This window comes from Bacillus sp. FSL M8-0025 (genome assembly GCF_037975475.1).
GTDB lineage: Bacteria > Bacillota > Bacilli > Bacillales > Bacillaceae > Bacillus > Bacillus subtilis.
Genome location: NZ_CP150258.1, coordinates 1,835,695 through 1,850,778 on the forward strand (window position 1 = coordinate 1,835,695; position 15,084 = coordinate 1,850,778).

A 15,084-nucleotide genomic window follows, 5' to 3' on the forward strand; every position below is an offset into this window, starting at 1 on the left:
TAAAGACATGTTTGACACATTAACACACGGAGAATTATTGAAGAAAACGGCAATGGAAGTGGAAGCGGACATTGCCGGCATTCATAAACAAATAGAAGAAATCAGCGAGCGAAATGAGTGGAGAGTGCTTCAAAGCTATAGAAAACACAAAGTAAGCGACACTCATTTCACGCCGTCTACTGGATACGGCTATGATGATATCGGAAGAGACACGCTTGAAAGCATATATGCGGATGTGTTTGGCGGAGAAGCGGGGCTTGTAAGGCCGCAAATCATTTCAGGCACACATGCCATCTCAATTGCTTTGTTCGGTGTCCTCAGACCGGGGGACGAGCTCCTTTATATCACGGGCAAGCCGTATGATACACTCGAGGAAATTGTGGGCGTCAGGGGTGGAGAAAACGCTGGTTCGTTAAAGGATTTTCAAATCGGCTATAATGCGGTTGATCTGACGAAAGACGGAAAGATAGACTATGATGCAGTCGCCGCTGCGATCAATCCGAAGACAAAAGTAATCGGCATTCAGCGCTCAAAAGGATATGCGAATCGCCCTTCTTTCTTAATTAGTGAAATAAAAGAAATGATCCGTTTTGTAAAAGAAATCAATGAAAATCTGATCGTCTTTGTGGACAACTGTTACGGAGAATTTGTGGAAGAGCTTGAGCCTTGCCATGTCGGAGCCGACCTGATGGCGGGATCTCTCATTAAAAATCCCGGCGGCGGCCTTGCGAAAACAGGCGGCTACCTCGTCGGAAAAGCGAAATGGATTGAAGCTTGCTCATACCGTATGACGTCACCCGGCATCGGCAGAGAAGCGGGGGCATCTCTTTACTCGCTCCAAGAAATGTACCAAGGCTTCTTTTTGGCGCCTCATGTTGTGTCTCAAAGTCTAAAGGGAGCGGTGTTTACAGCGAGATTCCTTGAAAAACTCGGCTTCACTTCAAACCCGAAATGGGATGCGAAAAGAACGGATTTAATACAATCCGTTGAGTTTTCTGACAGAGAAAAGATGATTGCTTTTTGCCAGGCTATTCAATTTGCATCGCCAATCAATGCTCATGTGACGCCTTATCCAGCCTACATGCCTGGATACGAGGATGATGTCATTATGGCAGCAGGCACGTTTATTCAAGGAGCAAGCATCGAATTATCAGCTGATGGCCCTATCCGCCCGCCGTATGTAGCGTATGTTCAGGGAGGATTAACCTATTCGCATGTGAAGAATGCCATATGCAGTGCAGTGGATTCATTGATGGAAAAGCAATTAATTTAAATTTTTTAAAAATTTCTCTGGATTTGATGTTAAGAATCCTTACATCGTATTGACACATAATATAACATCACCTATAATGAAACTAAGTTAAGAAAAGGAGGAAATTGAGATGAGTGATAATATTCGCCGCTCAATGCCTTTATTTCCAATAGGAATTGTCATGCAGTTAACTGAGTTATCAGCAAGACAAATTCGATATTATGAGGAAAATGGACTGATATTTCCAGCCAGAAGTGAAGGGAATAGACGATTATTTTCATTTCATGATGTAGATAAACTGTTAGAAATCAAGCACCTGATAGAACAAGGTGTAAACATGGCAGGAATTAAACAAATTCTGGCGAAAGCCGAAGCCGAGCCAGCACAAAAACAAAACGAGAAGACGAAAAAACCAATGAAACATGATCTGTCCGATGACGAACTGAGACAGCTCCTGAAAAACGAGCTCATGCAAGCCGGCCGTTTTCAAAGAGGGAATACATTCCGTCAAGGCGACATGTCCCGCTTCTTTCATTAATCCGTTAGCAACTGTTTTGCTATATACATTTACCTTTTAAGAGGAGGAATTTTACCAAATGGCAAAGTACACTAGAGAAGATATCGAAAAATTAGTAAAAGAAGAAAACGTGAAGTATATCCGTCTTCAATTTACTGACATTCTTGGAACAATCAAGAATGTTGAGATTCCTGTAAGCCAGCTTGGAAAAGCGCTTGATAATAAAGTCATGTTTGACGGTTCTTCTATTGAGGGATTCGTTCGTATTGAAGAGTCAGACATGTACCTGTATCCAGATCTAAATACATTTGTTATCTTCCCATGGACAGCTGAAAAAGGTAAAGTAGCACGTTTCATCTGTGATATTTACAATCCGGATGGCACACCTTTTGAAGGTGACCCGCGAAACAACTTAAAACGGATTTTGAAAGAAATGGAAGACCTCGGATTCAGTGATTTTAACCTTGGGCCTGAGCCTGAATTCTTCTTATTCAAATTGGACGAAAAAGGCGAGCCGACGCTTGAACTAAACGACAAAGGCGGATATTTCGACTTAGCTCCAACTGATTTAGGAGAAAACTGCCGCCGCGATATCGTACTTGAGCTTGAAGAGATGGGCTTTGAAATCGAAGCGTCTCACCACGAAGTAGCACCTGGTCAGCACGAAATCGACTTTAAATATGCTGGAGCAGTCCGCTCTTGTGATGACATCCAAACTTTTAAACTAGTTGTCAAAACAATTGCCCGCAAACACGGCCTGCATGCGACATTTATGCCAAAACCATTGTTCGGTGTGAACGGTTCAGGTATGCACTGCAATCTATCACTCTTCAAAAATGGTGTTAACGCATTCTTTGACGAAAACGCAGATCTTCAGTTAAGTGAAACAGCGAAACACTTCATTGCAGGTATCGTGAAGCACGCAACAAGCTTTACAGCAGTAACAAACCCGACAGTAAACTCTTACAAACGTCTTGTTCCTGGCTATGAAGCACCTTGCTATGTAGCATGGAGCGCGCAAAACAGAAGCCCGCTTATCCGTATCCCGGCTTCTCGCGGCATCAGCACACGTGTTGAAGTACGCAGCGTAGACCCAGCTGCAAACCCATACCTTGCACTTAGCGTATTGCTTGCTGCAGGATTAGACGGAATCAAAAACAAACTGGAAGCGCCGGCTCCAATCGACCGCAACATCTATGTGATGAGCAAAGAAGAGCGCATGGAAAACGGAATCGTTGACCTTCCAGCAACACTTGCGGAAGCGCTAGAAGAATTCAAATCAAACGAAGTCATGGTCAAAGCGCTGGGCGAGCACCTATTCGAACACTTCATCGAAGCAAAAGAAATCGAATGGGATATGTTCCGCACGCAAGTACATCCTTGGGAACGCGAACAATATATGTCTCAGTATTAATCTCTCAATCCCTTGGCACTATTGGTGTCAGGGGATTTTTATGTTAATAGGTAATAAATTATAGAGCGGCACTGCTAAAAGCAGGTCGCTTTTATTTATGTCACTGATAAGACTATGTACTAAATTTTCAAGAAGGAAAATAATACTATGCTTAAGGAATGCAATACGCATAAATATTCGACAAATTCTGTGACGGTTCCATTGTTCAATACTTCTACCAGCAATAATAAGATGAGTAAGATGGATGTTTATCATTGACATCATAACCAAATAAATCCATAATTACGTTGAAATCTAAATCAATTTTCAAAAAGGAGATTTCTATGAAAAAATTGACTATCTTCTCCGGGGGATTAGGAGCGGTTTTTTCTGTACTGGCTCAACTGTTTGCGGTTATAGATGACTCTTACACTTTGGGGAACTTATGGTTTTTAGGTGCTTTGGCGGGAATTATAACCATGCTTGCTTCAATCCAGACAAATAATAAACCAATCTTCAGCATTTTATTAATTGCTAGTTCAGTAATAGGTCTACTTGGAACTGGTCTTGTATACATCATACCAACACTGTTCAATATAATAATAATTTATAAATTTTTAAAAGTAAGCCAATGGTAAAATAAAGGTTCTTTTTTTATTTAGTATTCCTTTGACAAGGTCAGTAATGATGTTTATGCTTGCAACTGGTCCACACAGCTGGGACTTCCGTGGGGATGATTATCGAACGCCATGTTTCTAGGATACCGGAATTGAAACATTTGCTGAGGCATTTCGTGAAGCTGATCACTAAATGACCATTTTCATAGAGGCACGTCTAAAGAAGCTATCATAGGAGGACAATACTGTGTGGAAAGCTTTAAGTCAATTACTCAAGAAACAGAAAAATCAAAGTCCAAGCGATGAAGATTATATACAGATTCCAGAATTAGAAGTAAAAGTTTTGGGGATGCTTCACAGTATCAATATAGACTTGGTTAATTTAATAGCTCAAGCAGAAAAGTCTAAGGAGTTTATAGGATAAATCGAAGGCATCTGGCATTCTATAGAAAATCAATTTTATTCACTCGCCCAAGGGTTTGAGAATGAGGATATCAATAAGCTTTCTGCGGATCTTGATCATGCTGCCGCCACTTGGGAAACTGTTGCTAATAAAGCAAAAGAGTTTGTAACAAATTCATACCAAGGGTAAAAGAAAAATAAGGGCCTGAAAGGGCTCTTTTGCTTATAGTCATATTTCCCGTAAGTATAACTTTTTGGATTTATTAAATTTTAAAGCGTGTTTGTTTCACTGAATTCATAGTCAAAAGGGGAATGTTTTTATGCTTGGAATCAACGTTGAAAAATCAAATGAAAACTTAATTATCAATTGGCAGCTATCCAAAATTGAAATTCCAATCAAAGAAATCAATGATGTATTTCTTGATCCAAACTATGGGGGAGAGGAGAAAAGCGCAGTAAGGATTGGGTTTCCTTATGGCTCAAAAGATAGGGTAGTAATTAAAACAGCATATAACACTTACATTTTGTTCACCACTAATCCTGCTTTAATTATGAGTAAAATTGTTTCTTAATAAACAGTTTATGTCCCTTTTAAATTTATCTTAATGTTCTGTATGGTAAAATTTAGTGAGGTGATTTAAGGAGGAGGAGCATTTATGGAAGAAGGAAAGTTAGTTCACATGACATTAGATGGTATTAAGAAAGCAGTTACTAAATATGGTACATTTCCTGTGTTCCATCATGGGGGCTATGTCTTGGAAGATGCTACTTTTCATTTCAAAAATCCAGCAACTCCTCAAGAAATTAGCGGCTTAGAAAAGAAATTAGGTGTTACTTTTCCTAATGACTTTAAAGAGTTTTTGTTACAACACAATGGGATGGAAATGTTTGATGGCATTGAAATACTTAGCTTAGAGGGAATCGTTGAATATAATGAGGTTCAAGATTTCCCAGAGGGATACTTATTAATAGGATATCATTTTGATGGAAGGTATGTCATAGACACAAACAAATCAAAAAAAGGATTAGGTTATATGTTATATCTAGACTCAATTGACGATATTGAAGATGCGATTAACTTAAATTCTAATTTCGAGATATGGTTTGATATGCTAGTGTCTTCTAATGGAACGAAATATTGGGAAGTAAATCCGAATCTCCAAGAGTATTATAAACTGGTTTCAGAATAACACTTCGGCAAAAGAAAAAATTATGACTAATTTCAACAACCAAAGAATCTGCTATTTGAGGGAAGTATAATGACAATTTACGAGCAAATTAAAGATGCTTTGAAAAATAAGATCAATGAGTTGGTTTCACCTCAAGAAGTAAAGAAAACCCTTCAAGAAAAATACGGAACTAATCCGGATAGCATTATTTTATCAGATTATTGTTATAACCGGTATAATAAGGGGATTTCTTTTAATAAGCACCTCTTTGAATATGTGAATAGAAGTTCTTACAAATACTTAGGTGAAAACTCTCTTTATACAGGACTTATTTTCAGAAAATCAAAAGGGGAAGATAAGGAAGTTATCGTAGGCAAATGGGTAAACGGTGTTAAATCACTCCGAGAAGCTTCTGTTACTAATAACCAAATAAATGATCAAGCCGAAATCATTAGTAAAGAACAACTTGTAAACCTTTATAATGAATATAACCAAATCCTGAGATATGAAATGAATGTATTGAACTGTAAGCCTACAGAATTGAGGCATTTAATTGGCAGAATCGGTGAATTCATTTGTGCAATCCAAACCAACGGCACTCTGGCACGTCAAACTAATCAGCATGGATTTGATGTTGTGAGTGATGGCAGACGGATTAGTGTAAAAACAACAGCTCAATCAAGTGGTTTTATTTCGATAAATAAAAATACATTTCATGATTTTGATGGTTTTTTTGTAGTTCAATACGTAAATGATGATTTTAAAGTTATTTTCTTCGGATCAAAGGAAGAAGTGCAAAAAATAAGCAGAGTTTATGGAAGTCAATACGAAGTTGAAATTTCACATCTTAAAAAGATTAACAAGGAATACCAATTAAATTAAACAATCTTGTTGATAACAAAACATCCCCTTACTTATTGTAAGGGGACGTTTGTTTAATCCTCATATATTTTATCTTCGCACTCTGGCTTACGAGTTGCATCCACAGTAAATGATCTTACTTCGTCTTTAGTTTTGTCCTAAATTCCCCGTATTACTTTTTTCTATTTAGATAACAACCATTGATTTCAATGCCGCCCATTGGATTTACCTCATAATCATCAGTGTAATCAATTGATTCAAAATCTTTATCGTTTGTTTTAATAAAGTCATTAGCCAAAGAATACAACTCTTCTTTTTACAGAACTACTCGAACTTCCGTTTTTTACCATATTGTTCCTTCATAATTATCCCTCAGGGAAAGGTAAGGGAATTATTTTTGAGAATCATATTCCATTGCTTGTTCACAGTCAGAAATCCTTGAGTTGTTCTAGCAAGAGGCAATATTGTTGAATAAGGATAGTTTTAAAGAGGTTATTGTTGTCTTAATATCGAAATAAAGATCAAGTAAACATGAGGGGAGTTACTTTAATGCATATCACAACAAAAAGGTTATTGATACGTGAATTTGAATTCAAAGATTGGCAAGCTGTATATGAGTATACATCTGATAGTAATGTAATGAAGTATATACCTGAAGGGGTTTTTACTGAAGAAGATGCAAAGGCATTTGTAAATAAAAACAAAGGTGATAACGCTGAAAAATACCCTGTCATACTAAGAGATGAAGACTGTCTTATAGGCCATATTGTTTTTTATAAGTATTTTGGTGAACATACATATGAAATTGGGTGGGTGTTTAATCCCAATTATCAAAATAAAGGGTATGCTTCTGAGGCAGCCCAAGCTATCTTGGAATATGGATTTAAAGAAATGAACTTACATAGGATTATAGCTACGTGTCAACCTGAGAATATTCCCTCATACCGAGTTATGGAGAAGATTGGAATGAGAAGAGAAGGCTTTTTTAAAAAATGTATTCCAAAAGGCAATGAATGGTGGGATGAATATTATTACGCTATTTTAGAGGAAGAGTGGAATTGTAAGAGGGGTAATGCAGGAAATTGAAACCATAACAGCTATAGAACGTATAGTGATAGTAGGGCTTATAGTGCTTAATATGAATGATGTGAGAGGGGTATCCAAATGCAAATTCATCTCACCAAAAGGGGAAAACAAGACAATCATCATAAATGGTTAGGAACTGTCTTGCTCAGTTGGGGAACATTCGTATTTGCTTTGTTTTTTGCTACTTTAGTCGGTTCAATGGCTAGCCAAGCAGGAGCTTCCAAGCTTTTGAAGCAAGGCATCCAAGCAGGTTTAGTCACATTAATAACTGTCCCGTTGCTCTACATTCTTCTTAAACGGATGTCTAGTAGACCCTTTTATTCTATAGGACTGTCTGGGTGGCGGCAAGCCATTCCGAAAGCCTTAATAGGAGCAATATATGTGATTGTATTATCCGGGTCTGGTTTCGCTATCGCCCATTTATTATGCTGGATCAAAATTACACAATTTCACTTCTCTGTCCATTTAGTGACAGCATTGCTCTTAAATATGATTATCGCTTTCTTTTATGAAGCTTTTCCAGAGGAATTAACTTTTCGGGGGACGGTGTACTATGCTCTAAATAAGCGTTGGAACTGTTTTATGGCCTTACTCCTACAACCAATCCTGTTTGTGCTTGCACCAATAATTGTAAGTGGTTTACAATATATAGCTGGAATTGAATCATCTGCTATCACATTAGATTACATTGTTTTATTGTTGGGTTTTGGATTCATCCTTCAACTCCTCCGTATTGTAACAGGAAGCTTATGGACGTCTATCGCTTTTCATCTAGCCTTTCTTGAAAATTCTCGGTTCTTCGTCCTGCAGGGGGAGGAGCGCTTTATTACCTATGAAGAAATTGTTCCGGGAACAGGTTCGCTGTTTGTGATCTTTTTTATGTTGCTTATTGTCGGTACTCTACTATTAATACCTGTTGCAATAACTCGCCGAAATACTATTCAATGGCGGAAGAATGAGAAATGCGACCAAGATGTTTAATTTCTAAGTAGAACAGTAGTTTTAAGGAGGATCTAGACAATGTTTAAGAAGCATTCATTAAGAAAGAGGTTATAAACATGCAAGTTTTAAGGATCATATTTGTTCATGTCTTGTCCGCGTTATCAGCTGCTGTTGTTTATGTTTTTGGCATTGGTTATGACGGCTACATACCATACTTCCTAATAAGTGTTTAATCTTTGCTGCACCTGTTCAATATTTCTTAAATCGCAATCCAAAAAGGTTTAACGCGAAATATTTACTCATATACATATTCTTTTCCTTCTTAGTATGGTTATTCTTCGCTTTCATTACTGATCCAAAAAACACCTTAAACTTTCTGATGGGATATGAAATATACTTGTTTAGCGTCTCATTTGCCGTAATATTTTGGATCTGGGACTCGGTTTTTCTGCAAAACATTGGGAGGGTAGCAGCGTAGCTTAAATCATCACAATCCTTTTCCTTATGCACGGTCAAAAAGCCCTTTTATTTACCGGATTATGCCATAAATAGGTAAGGGAGAGAGGGATGAAAAGGGTTAATCGTTTAACTTTGGTTTGCTTAGGCTTAGTCTCAAGTTTTACTCTTCCGAATGCTGAAGCAAAGCTAACGGTGGATTAAACAAATGTAGACTTTGTTTTGATCGACCGGAATTTTGACCTCACTTGGTTATAAATTCACAATACACAATAATAAAGACTGTACTCTAAATATGAAACTTAGCAGAATAGCTCTAACTGATGGATATTATCAAGGAGCGAGAAAGAATTCACAGGAAGTTATTTGGACTACAGTGCAGCAGACCGAGTAGAAGGTGATCAGTTGGAAATAACAAAAAGTCCAGGCTGCGGCGATGTGTGGATAAAAGGTACTTATGGATTTGAACATGAAGAGCGGGATTATTAAATTCAGCGAGGTCAAGGATCCATTATAAACTTAATGATCATTTTAAGTGATCAAAAATAACTAAAAGGTGAGAATATGATTAAATCAAAGTTAAAAACGATTATAGACCAAAGAAAGATCAGTATCCGGAAACTTTCCAGAGATATTGATCATGAGTATCCAACTGTCAGAAAGCTATATAATAACGAAATGGAGCGGTATCCGAGAGAGCTGTTTGATAAAGTCTGGCCCTATCAAAACATCGAACTGCATGAGTTGTTGATATTCCAAAAAGATCATATTCCTAAAGTGAGAATGTCTAAATGAAGATAATGAAGTATATGGAGGAAAGGTTTCAAAACCTCGAATTCATTCCTAGCATCTATAATCAATGGGGCATAGGAATCCATTTTTGTCTTGGGAAAAATATCTATCAACTCAAAGAAAATGAAGAATTGAATCTTAAGAGGTTCCAAGTTGTATATGAGCAAATAACAATCCTTTTTAATGAATTATTTGAACAAAATGATGACATATTCCTCGTAACGAATATGTATAAGCACAAGAAAGAGAAATGTATAAGAAAATTAAAGGTCTATCAACCGTTTCTAAAGTGTAAAAATCATTTGAATCAAATTCTGGTGAAGACATATCCCTACCCTTTCGAAATCAATAAAGCTGAAGAATACGAGATGCAACAATTTTCCTTGTTATGCAAACCTCGAGACTTACGTGTAACTGAATTACTTAAAGCAGCCAGTAACGAGGATTTTCCATTAAAACCGAAATTCGGAGGTTACTCTATTGATTACCCTGATGTTTTCTTTGTGAACATTACAAAAGACATTATTTTCTTTATCTATGATGATCGTGGATGTGAAGTCATAGCTCTTGATTTCAAACGAATACGTTCACTTTATGAAAAATATCACGACTGGGTAGAAGAGTATAAGTACATGTAATACTCTTTTTTAATAGAAACTGAAAAAATCTAAGTTTTATATGGCTCTAGTTCAGTTCGACAAGCCATGGGACAACAGTTAAAATGGTTTTACGTAATTAGGGAAGGATTCTAAAGGTCGGGCTGAGAAATGAATGATTCAATTAGTTGTCCATTTCAAAAAACCATATGCTGATGATGAGGATTGGATTAAATTAAGTGTCAACAGAAAGGGATGGGAAATTTCAGAATTGCTTGACTTTACTTTATGATGAAAGGGGTCGAGTAAGATGGATAAAAAAAAGGATGAAATACAAAGAAAGTATAGGGAGCAAATGAGGGAGAAGAAAGAACGAGAAAAAGAAGATGGCAGTTCACATACTTTTGAAATTGTTGTTGTGCTAGCCATTATCATATTGATGTTTTTCTTTAATTCAGTATTTAAGGCTTTTTAGATATTGTACAGATGACTTTCAGGATTATTGAAAAAATAACCCTTTGAGGTATTAGTATTGAAGGACTTATGAAAATTCAAGAGGCAGTTGAATCTTAAATAATTAATTACCAAATATCGGGGATGGAAAATGAAATTGTATAATGAATTTATCAATATAGCTAAAACGTTTAATAAAGAGTTAGGCATAATTCCATTATTATATGGCTCTTTAGGTCTTGAAAGGGTAACTGGGTTGGACTTTTCCCCAGAAGATATTGATATCCTTATTCCTTTAATTTTTTTAGAGGAAAAGTGGGGAAAACTAAAAAAAGTGATGGAACTGCATGGATACAAAATGGTTGATTTACATGAGCATGAATTTAAGAAAACTAATACCAAAATAGGCATTGCTTACATTGAGGATTTAAAACCATTTGCAGATGTAGACTATAATAACCTAGAGGTTTTTGAAGATGACGGAGCGAAATATCATTTGCTAACGATTGATGATTACCTCAAGGTTTATAAAAAGTCTTTATTAGATGGCTATAGAAGAAGGAAGAAGAATCATAAAGACCAAAGTAAAATTAACATATTGAATAAATTAATACAGAATTAATTTCTGTATTCTCTTTTGTTTTCACCCTCAATTAAATTTTTAAGATTAAAATAAGTTTGGATAAATCATAGTGTTTAACACAGTCTTTAATCCTCAGACAGTCAAATAGCCATTTCTACTCCTGTTGAAAGCTTCTCTATTTTTGCTTCTTATTTATTCCTGTATTGATATAAGTATGTAGGGTTGGACTTACTAACATAAACTACTCTGGCCATTCCTTTTCTTTCTACTCATGACCAAGTTTGCCATCAGCATAAATCTACGATAACAGTCTCCATACATCCTGTTATCACCTTTATCAAACTGTTAATGCAGCTTACCACTAACCAATTCCTTATTTCGCATAGATCATCTTTGTCATGTGGTTACACAAGAATCTGTTTTCGGACTGATCGTTGTTAAATGATACATGACATTCGCAAATATTTGAAACACTGAATATAACGAAACATTCAAAAATCAATATTTAATTCATTCTGTTTAAACTTTCTGAAAAAGATGTTGAAAAAGTTGAAAGGATTTTATAATATTAAATCAAGTTAGTTTGTTCGATCAACAAACTAATAAGATGAACTTTCATTGTCCACAAGATAAGGTCTTACTGAATATGGATGGAAGGAGGATAAGAGGATCGATTTAATGGAGCTAAACAATATAAGAAACGAAAGAATGAGGCTTTTATCCTTTTCCAGGTATATAAGGTATGACGAGAAAAGATGAATTTTTTGCTTGCTGATCACCATATTTTTTCGCACTGTTTTGAAAGCGCTTTTATAAAAGTTTACTGACCGTAAATTCGAGAAATTGTTATACCGTTTCACACTGTTCCATATTAAAGGATCGAAAAGGGGAGAAATCATGCTCAGTGAAAATGTAAAGAAGATTAGCATGGTTGAAAAAGTTGGATATGCGTCTGGAGATTTTGCTTGTAATTTAATTTATGCAACAGTGTCTACGTATCTTTTGTTCTTCTATACAGATGTTTTTGGTTTATCGGCAGCAGCAGCCGGTACTATGTTTTTAGTGGTTAGAATAATCGACGCTCTCGCTGATCCTTTTATCGGAACAATAGTTGACAGAACGAACAGCAGATTTGGACGCTTTAGACCGTATCTTTTATTCGGAGCTTTTCCATTTGTCATACTGGCAATACTCTGTTTTACAACACCAGACTTTTCGGATATGGGGAAATTAATATATGCCTATATAACCTATGTTGGCTTGTCGCTTACATACACAACGATAAACGTTCCATATGGCGCGTTAACTTCTGCAATGACTAGAAATAATCAAGAAGTGGTTAGTATAACTTCTGTTCGCATGTTATTTGCGAATCTTGGGGGACTTGTCGTTGCATTTTTTGTTCCCTTACTGGCTGCTTATTTAAGCGATACTTCCGGCAACGAGTCTCTTGGCTGGCAACTAACCATGGGTATTTTGGGAATGATAGGCGGGTGCCTTTTAATCTTTTGTTTTAAAAGCACAAAAGAGCGGGTCACTCTTCAAAAATCCGAAGAAAAAATTAAATTTACGGATATATTTGAGCAGTTTCGTGTTAATCGTCCACTTGTTGTATTAAGTATTTTCTTTATTATTATTTTTGGAGTGAATTCCATCAGTAATTCGGTTGGCATTTACTACGTAACGTATAACTTAGAAAGAGAGGATTTGGTGAAGTGGTACGGTTTGATAGGAAGTTTGCCCGCTTTGGTCATTTTACCGTTTATTCCAAGGCTTCATCAATTTTTGGGGAAAAAGAAATTACTAAACTATGCATTATTACTGAATATTATCGGCCTCTTAGCTTTACTGTTTGTTCCGCCAAGTAATGTTTACCTCATACTTGTCTGTCGATTAATCGCTGCTGCTGGAAGTCTCACTGCCGGGGGATATATGTGGGCGCTTATTCCTGAAACAATTGAATATGGAGAGTACAGGACTGGGAAAAGAATGGGTGGGCTCATTTACGCTATAATCGGATTTTTCTTTAAGTTTGGTATGGCCTTAGGAGGAGTTGTTCCGGGTCTGGTTCTTGATAAGTTTGGATATGTGGCAAATCAGGCACAAACCCCGGCGGCATTAATGGGGATTTTAATTACAACAACCATTATTCCCGTGTTCTTGCTTGTTCTAGCTTTAATTGATATTAATTTCTATAACTTAGATGAGAAAAAATATAAAAACATGGTTCGAGAATTAGAGAATAGAGACAAAGTTTATTTGGATCATATTGATGATTTCAAGGCTTAAAAAAGAAAATAAACTGAGGAGGAGTCCCAAATGAAGATTACCAATCCAGTACTTAAAGGATTCAATCCCGATCCAAGTATTTGTAGGGTAGGAGAGGATTATTATATCGCTGTATCTACATTTGAGTGGTTTCCGGGAGTCCAGATACACCACTCAAAAGATTTAGTAAATTGGCACTTAGTTGCACATCCATTACAGAGAGTTTCACAATTAGACATGAAAGGAAATCCAAATTCAGGTGGGGTTTGGGCACCATGTTTAAGCTATAGTGATGGGAAGTTTTGGCTTATCTATACGGATGTTAAGGTAGTAGATGGCGCATGGAAAGATTGTCACAATTATTTAGTTACTTGTGAAACGATTAATGGTGATTGGAGTGAGCCGATTACATTAAATAGCTCGGGATTTGATGCTTCTTTGTTCCATGATAAGGATGGAAAAAAGTATTTATTAAATATGTTATGGGATCACCGTATTGATCGGCACTCATTTGGAGGAATTGTTATACAGGAATATTCTGATAAAGAGCAAAAATTAATCGGTAAACCAAAAGTTATATTTGAAGGAACGGATAGAAAACTGACAGAAGCTCCGCACCTTTATCATATCGGGAACTATTATTATTTATTAACTGCAGAAGGAGGAACACGGTACGAACATGCTGCTACAATTGCCCGTTCTGCAAATATTGAGGGGCCATATGAAGTTCATCCCGATAATCCAATCTTAACGTCATGGCATGACCCAGGAAATCCATTGCAAAAATGTGGTCATGCATCCATTGTTCAAACACATACAGATGAGTGGTATTTAGCTCATTTAACGGGACGTCCTATTCATCCTGACGATGATTCAATTTTTCAGCAGAGAGGATACTGTCCTTTGGGCAGAGAAACAGCTATTCAAAAACTTTACTGGAAAGATGAATGGCCCTATGTAGTAGGTGGAAAAGAAGGAAGCTTGGAGGTAGATGCACCTTCTATACCCGAAACAATATTTGAAGCAACGTACCCGGAAGTTGATGAATTTGAGGATTCAACATTAAATATAAATTTTCAAACTTTAAGGATTCCATTCACGAATGAATTAGGTTCATTGACTCAAGCGCCAAATCATTTACGATTATTCGGTCATGAATCATTGACCTCGACATTTACTCAGGCATTTGTAGCCAGACGCTGGCAAAGTCTCCATTTTGAAGCCGAAACTGCTGTTGAGTTTTATCCGGAAAATTTTCAACAAGCCGCTGGATTGGTGAATTACTACAATACAGAGAACTGGACGGCTCTTCAAGTCACGCATGATGAAGAACTTGGCCGCATTCTTGAATTAACAATATGTGACAACTTTTCTTTTTCACAGCCATTACACAATAAAATTGTTATTCCTCGTGAAGTAAAGTATGTATATTTAAGAGTAAATATTGAAAAGGACAAATATTATTATTTCTATTCTTTTAACAAAGAAGATTGGCACAAAATTGACATTGCACTGGAATCGAAAAAATTATCAGATGATTACATCCATGGGGGAGGATTCTTCACAGGGGCCTTTGTAGGGATGCAATGCCAAGATACCAGTGGTAATCATATTCCGGCCGACTTTAGATATTTTCGTTATAAAGAAAAATAATTTGCACATGAAAAAGGAGATTTCTATTTTAGAACTCCTTTTTC

At 36.6% G+C, this 15,084-nt stretch carries 16 protein-coding genes and 2 pseudogenes; 17 read left to right on the top strand and 1 reads right to left on the bottom strand.

Annotated features, from left to right (window positions below):
- The first annotated feature begins 7 nt into the window (after positions 1 to 7).
- From MKX38_RS09240 to MKX38_RS09275, 8 genes and pseudogenes are all read left to right on the top strand, one after another.
- Entirely contained in the window at positions 8 to 1,273 is a 1,266-nt protein-coding gene (locus MKX38_RS09240) for an aminotransferase class I/II-fold pyridoxal phosphate-dependent enzyme (protein WP_029317829.1), read from the top strand.
- 109 nt (positions 1,274 to 1,382) lie between these two features.
- Positions 1,383 to 1,790, top strand: a complete 408-nt coding sequence (gene glnR, locus MKX38_RS09245) for a transcriptional repressor GlnR (protein WP_041351964.1) — start codon at positions 1,383 to 1,385, stop codon at positions 1,788 to 1,790.
- Between the two features lie 58 nt (positions 1,791 to 1,848).
- Positions 1,849 to 3,183: a type I glutamate--ammonia ligase gene (gene glnA / locus MKX38_RS09250; RefSeq protein ID WP_003231737.1), complete on the top strand. Its 1,335-nt coding sequence runs from the start codon at positions 1,849 to 1,851 to the stop codon at positions 3,181 to 3,183.
- Between the two features lie 323 nt (positions 3,184 to 3,506).
- On the top strand, positions 3,507 to 3,800 hold the full coding sequence (locus MKX38_RS09255; RefSeq protein WP_229762308.1) for a hypothetical protein: 294 nt from the start codon (positions 3,507 to 3,509) through the stop codon (positions 3,798 to 3,800).
- 226 nt (positions 3,801 to 4,026) lie between these two features.
- A pseudogene (locus MKX38_RS09260) lies at positions 4,027 to 4,371 on the top strand (hypothetical protein).
- Between the two features lie 130 nt (positions 4,372 to 4,501).
- On the top strand, positions 4,502 to 4,753 hold the full coding sequence (locus MKX38_RS09265) for a hypothetical protein (RefSeq protein ID WP_181217086.1): 252 nt from the start codon (positions 4,502 to 4,504) through the stop codon (positions 4,751 to 4,753).
- A 183-nt stretch (positions 4,754 to 4,936) separates the two neighbouring features.
- Complete coding sequence (locus MKX38_RS09270) at positions 4,937 to 5,371, top strand: SMI1/KNR4 family protein (protein WP_080262658.1); 435 nt, start codon at positions 4,937 to 4,939, stop codon at positions 5,369 to 5,371.
- 69 nt (positions 5,372 to 5,440) lie between these two features.
- Positions 5,441 to 6,232, top strand: a complete 792-nt coding sequence (locus tag MKX38_RS09275) for a hypothetical protein (protein ID WP_339189244.1) — start codon at positions 5,441 to 5,443, stop codon at positions 6,230 to 6,232.
- A 53-nt stretch (positions 6,233 to 6,285) separates the two neighbouring features.
- Here MKX38_RS09275 and MKX38_RS09280 read toward each other — a convergent pair.
- A pseudogene (locus tag MKX38_RS09280) lies at positions 6,286 to 6,574 on the bottom strand (hypothetical protein).
- A gap of 186 nt (positions 6,575 to 6,760) precedes the next feature.
- Here MKX38_RS09280 and MKX38_RS09285 point away from each other — a divergent pair.
- The 9 genes from MKX38_RS09285 (at position 6,761) to xynB (ending at position 15,040) form a co-directional block, all read left to right on the top strand.
- A complete protein-coding gene (locus MKX38_RS09285) occupies positions 6,761 to 7,297 on the top strand; it encodes a GNAT family protein (RefSeq protein ID WP_080529355.1) in 537 nt (178 codons plus the stop codon).
- A 78-nt stretch (positions 7,298 to 7,375) separates the two neighbouring features.
- Positions 7,376 to 8,278, top strand: a complete 903-nt coding sequence (locus MKX38_RS09290; RefSeq protein ID WP_339189248.1) for a CPBP family intramembrane glutamic endopeptidase — start codon at positions 7,376 to 7,378, stop codon at positions 8,276 to 8,278.
- Between the two features lie 193 nt (positions 8,279 to 8,471).
- The gene (locus tag MKX38_RS09295) at positions 8,472 to 8,717 is read left to right on the top strand and encodes a UPF0715 family protein (protein ID WP_236833398.1); all 246 of its coding nucleotides are present in this window, start codon (positions 8,472 to 8,474) and stop codon (positions 8,715 to 8,717) included.
- A 542-nt stretch (positions 8,718 to 9,259) separates the two neighbouring features.
- Complete coding sequence (locus MKX38_RS09300; protein ID WP_003231687.1) at positions 9,260 to 9,490, top strand: helix-turn-helix transcriptional regulator; 231 nt, start codon at positions 9,260 to 9,262, stop codon at positions 9,488 to 9,490.
- A complete protein-coding gene (locus MKX38_RS09305; protein WP_339189251.1) occupies positions 9,487 to 10,125 on the top strand; it encodes a DUF3885 domain-containing protein in 639 nt (212 codons plus the stop codon). The genes MKX38_RS09300 and MKX38_RS09305 overlap by 4 nt, the downstream gene beginning before the upstream one ends.
- Before the next feature lie 268 nt (positions 10,126 to 10,393).
- Positions 10,394 to 10,558 carry a hypothetical protein gene (locus MKX38_RS09310; RefSeq protein WP_003231681.1) on the top strand — a complete coding sequence of 55 codons (165 nt, stop codon included), beginning with the start codon at positions 10,394 to 10,396 and terminating at the stop codon, positions 10,556 to 10,558.
- 129 nt (positions 10,559 to 10,687) lie between these two features.
- A complete protein-coding gene (locus MKX38_RS09315) occupies positions 10,688 to 11,158 on the top strand; it encodes a hypothetical protein (protein WP_339189254.1) in 471 nt (156 codons plus the stop codon).
- Positions 11,159 to 12,016: 858 nt separating this feature from the next.
- Complete coding sequence (locus MKX38_RS09320) at positions 12,017 to 13,408, top strand: MFS transporter (RefSeq protein ID WP_003245259.1); 1,392 nt, start codon at positions 12,017 to 12,019, stop codon at positions 13,406 to 13,408.
- A gap of 30 nt (positions 13,409 to 13,438) precedes the next feature.
- On the top strand, positions 13,439 to 15,040 hold the full coding sequence (gene xynB / locus MKX38_RS09325) for a xylan 1,4-beta-xylosidase (protein WP_339189257.1): 1,602 nt from the start codon (positions 13,439 to 13,441) through the stop codon (positions 15,038 to 15,040).
- Positions 15,041 to 15,084 lie beyond the last annotated feature (44 nt).

Excerpts from the sequence above, each read along its gene's own strand:
- MKX38_RS09240 (WP_029317829.1), top strand. The coding sequence starts at position 8 with ATGTTTGACACATTAACACACGGAGAATTATTGAAGAAAACGGCAATG.
- glnR (WP_041351964.1), top strand. The coding sequence starts at position 1,383 with ATGAGTGATAATATTCGCCGCTCAATGCCTTTATTTCCAATAGGAATT.
- glnA (WP_003231737.1), top strand. The coding sequence starts at position 1,849 with ATGGCAAAGTACACTAGAGAAGATATCGAAAAATTAGTAAAAGAAGAA.
- MKX38_RS09255 (WP_229762308.1), top strand. The coding sequence starts at position 3,507 with ATGAAAAAATTGACTATCTTCTCCGGGGGATTAGGAGCGGTTTTTTCT.
- MKX38_RS09265 (WP_181217086.1), top strand. The coding sequence starts at position 4,502 with ATGCTTGGAATCAACGTTGAAAAATCAAATGAAAACTTAATTATCAAT.
- MKX38_RS09275 (WP_339189244.1), top strand. The coding sequence starts at position 5,441 with ATGACAATTTACGAGCAAATTAAAGATGCTTTGAAAAATAAGATCAAT.
- MKX38_RS09285 (WP_080529355.1), top strand. The coding sequence starts at position 6,761 with ATGCATATCACAACAAAAAGGTTATTGATACGTGAATTTGAATTCAAA.
- MKX38_RS09290 (WP_339189248.1), top strand. The coding sequence starts at position 7,376 with ATGCAAATTCATCTCACCAAAAGGGGAAAACAAGACAATCATCATAAA.
- MKX38_RS09300 (WP_003231687.1), top strand. The coding sequence starts at position 9,260 with ATGATTAAATCAAAGTTAAAAACGATTATAGACCAAAGAAAGATCAGT.
- MKX38_RS09305 (WP_339189251.1), top strand. The coding sequence starts at position 9,487 with ATGAAGATAATGAAGTATATGGAGGAAAGGTTTCAAAACCTCGAATTC.
- MKX38_RS09310 (WP_003231681.1), top strand. The coding sequence starts at position 10,394 with ATGGATAAAAAAAAGGATGAAATACAAAGAAAGTATAGGGAGCAAATG.
- MKX38_RS09315 (WP_339189254.1), top strand. The coding sequence starts at position 10,688 with ATGAAATTGTATAATGAATTTATCAATATAGCTAAAACGTTTAATAAA.
- MKX38_RS09320 (WP_003245259.1), top strand. The coding sequence starts at position 12,017 with ATGCTCAGTGAAAATGTAAAGAAGATTAGCATGGTTGAAAAAGTTGGA.
- xynB (WP_339189257.1), top strand. The coding sequence starts at position 13,439 with ATGAAGATTACCAATCCAGTACTTAAAGGATTCAATCCCGATCCAAGT.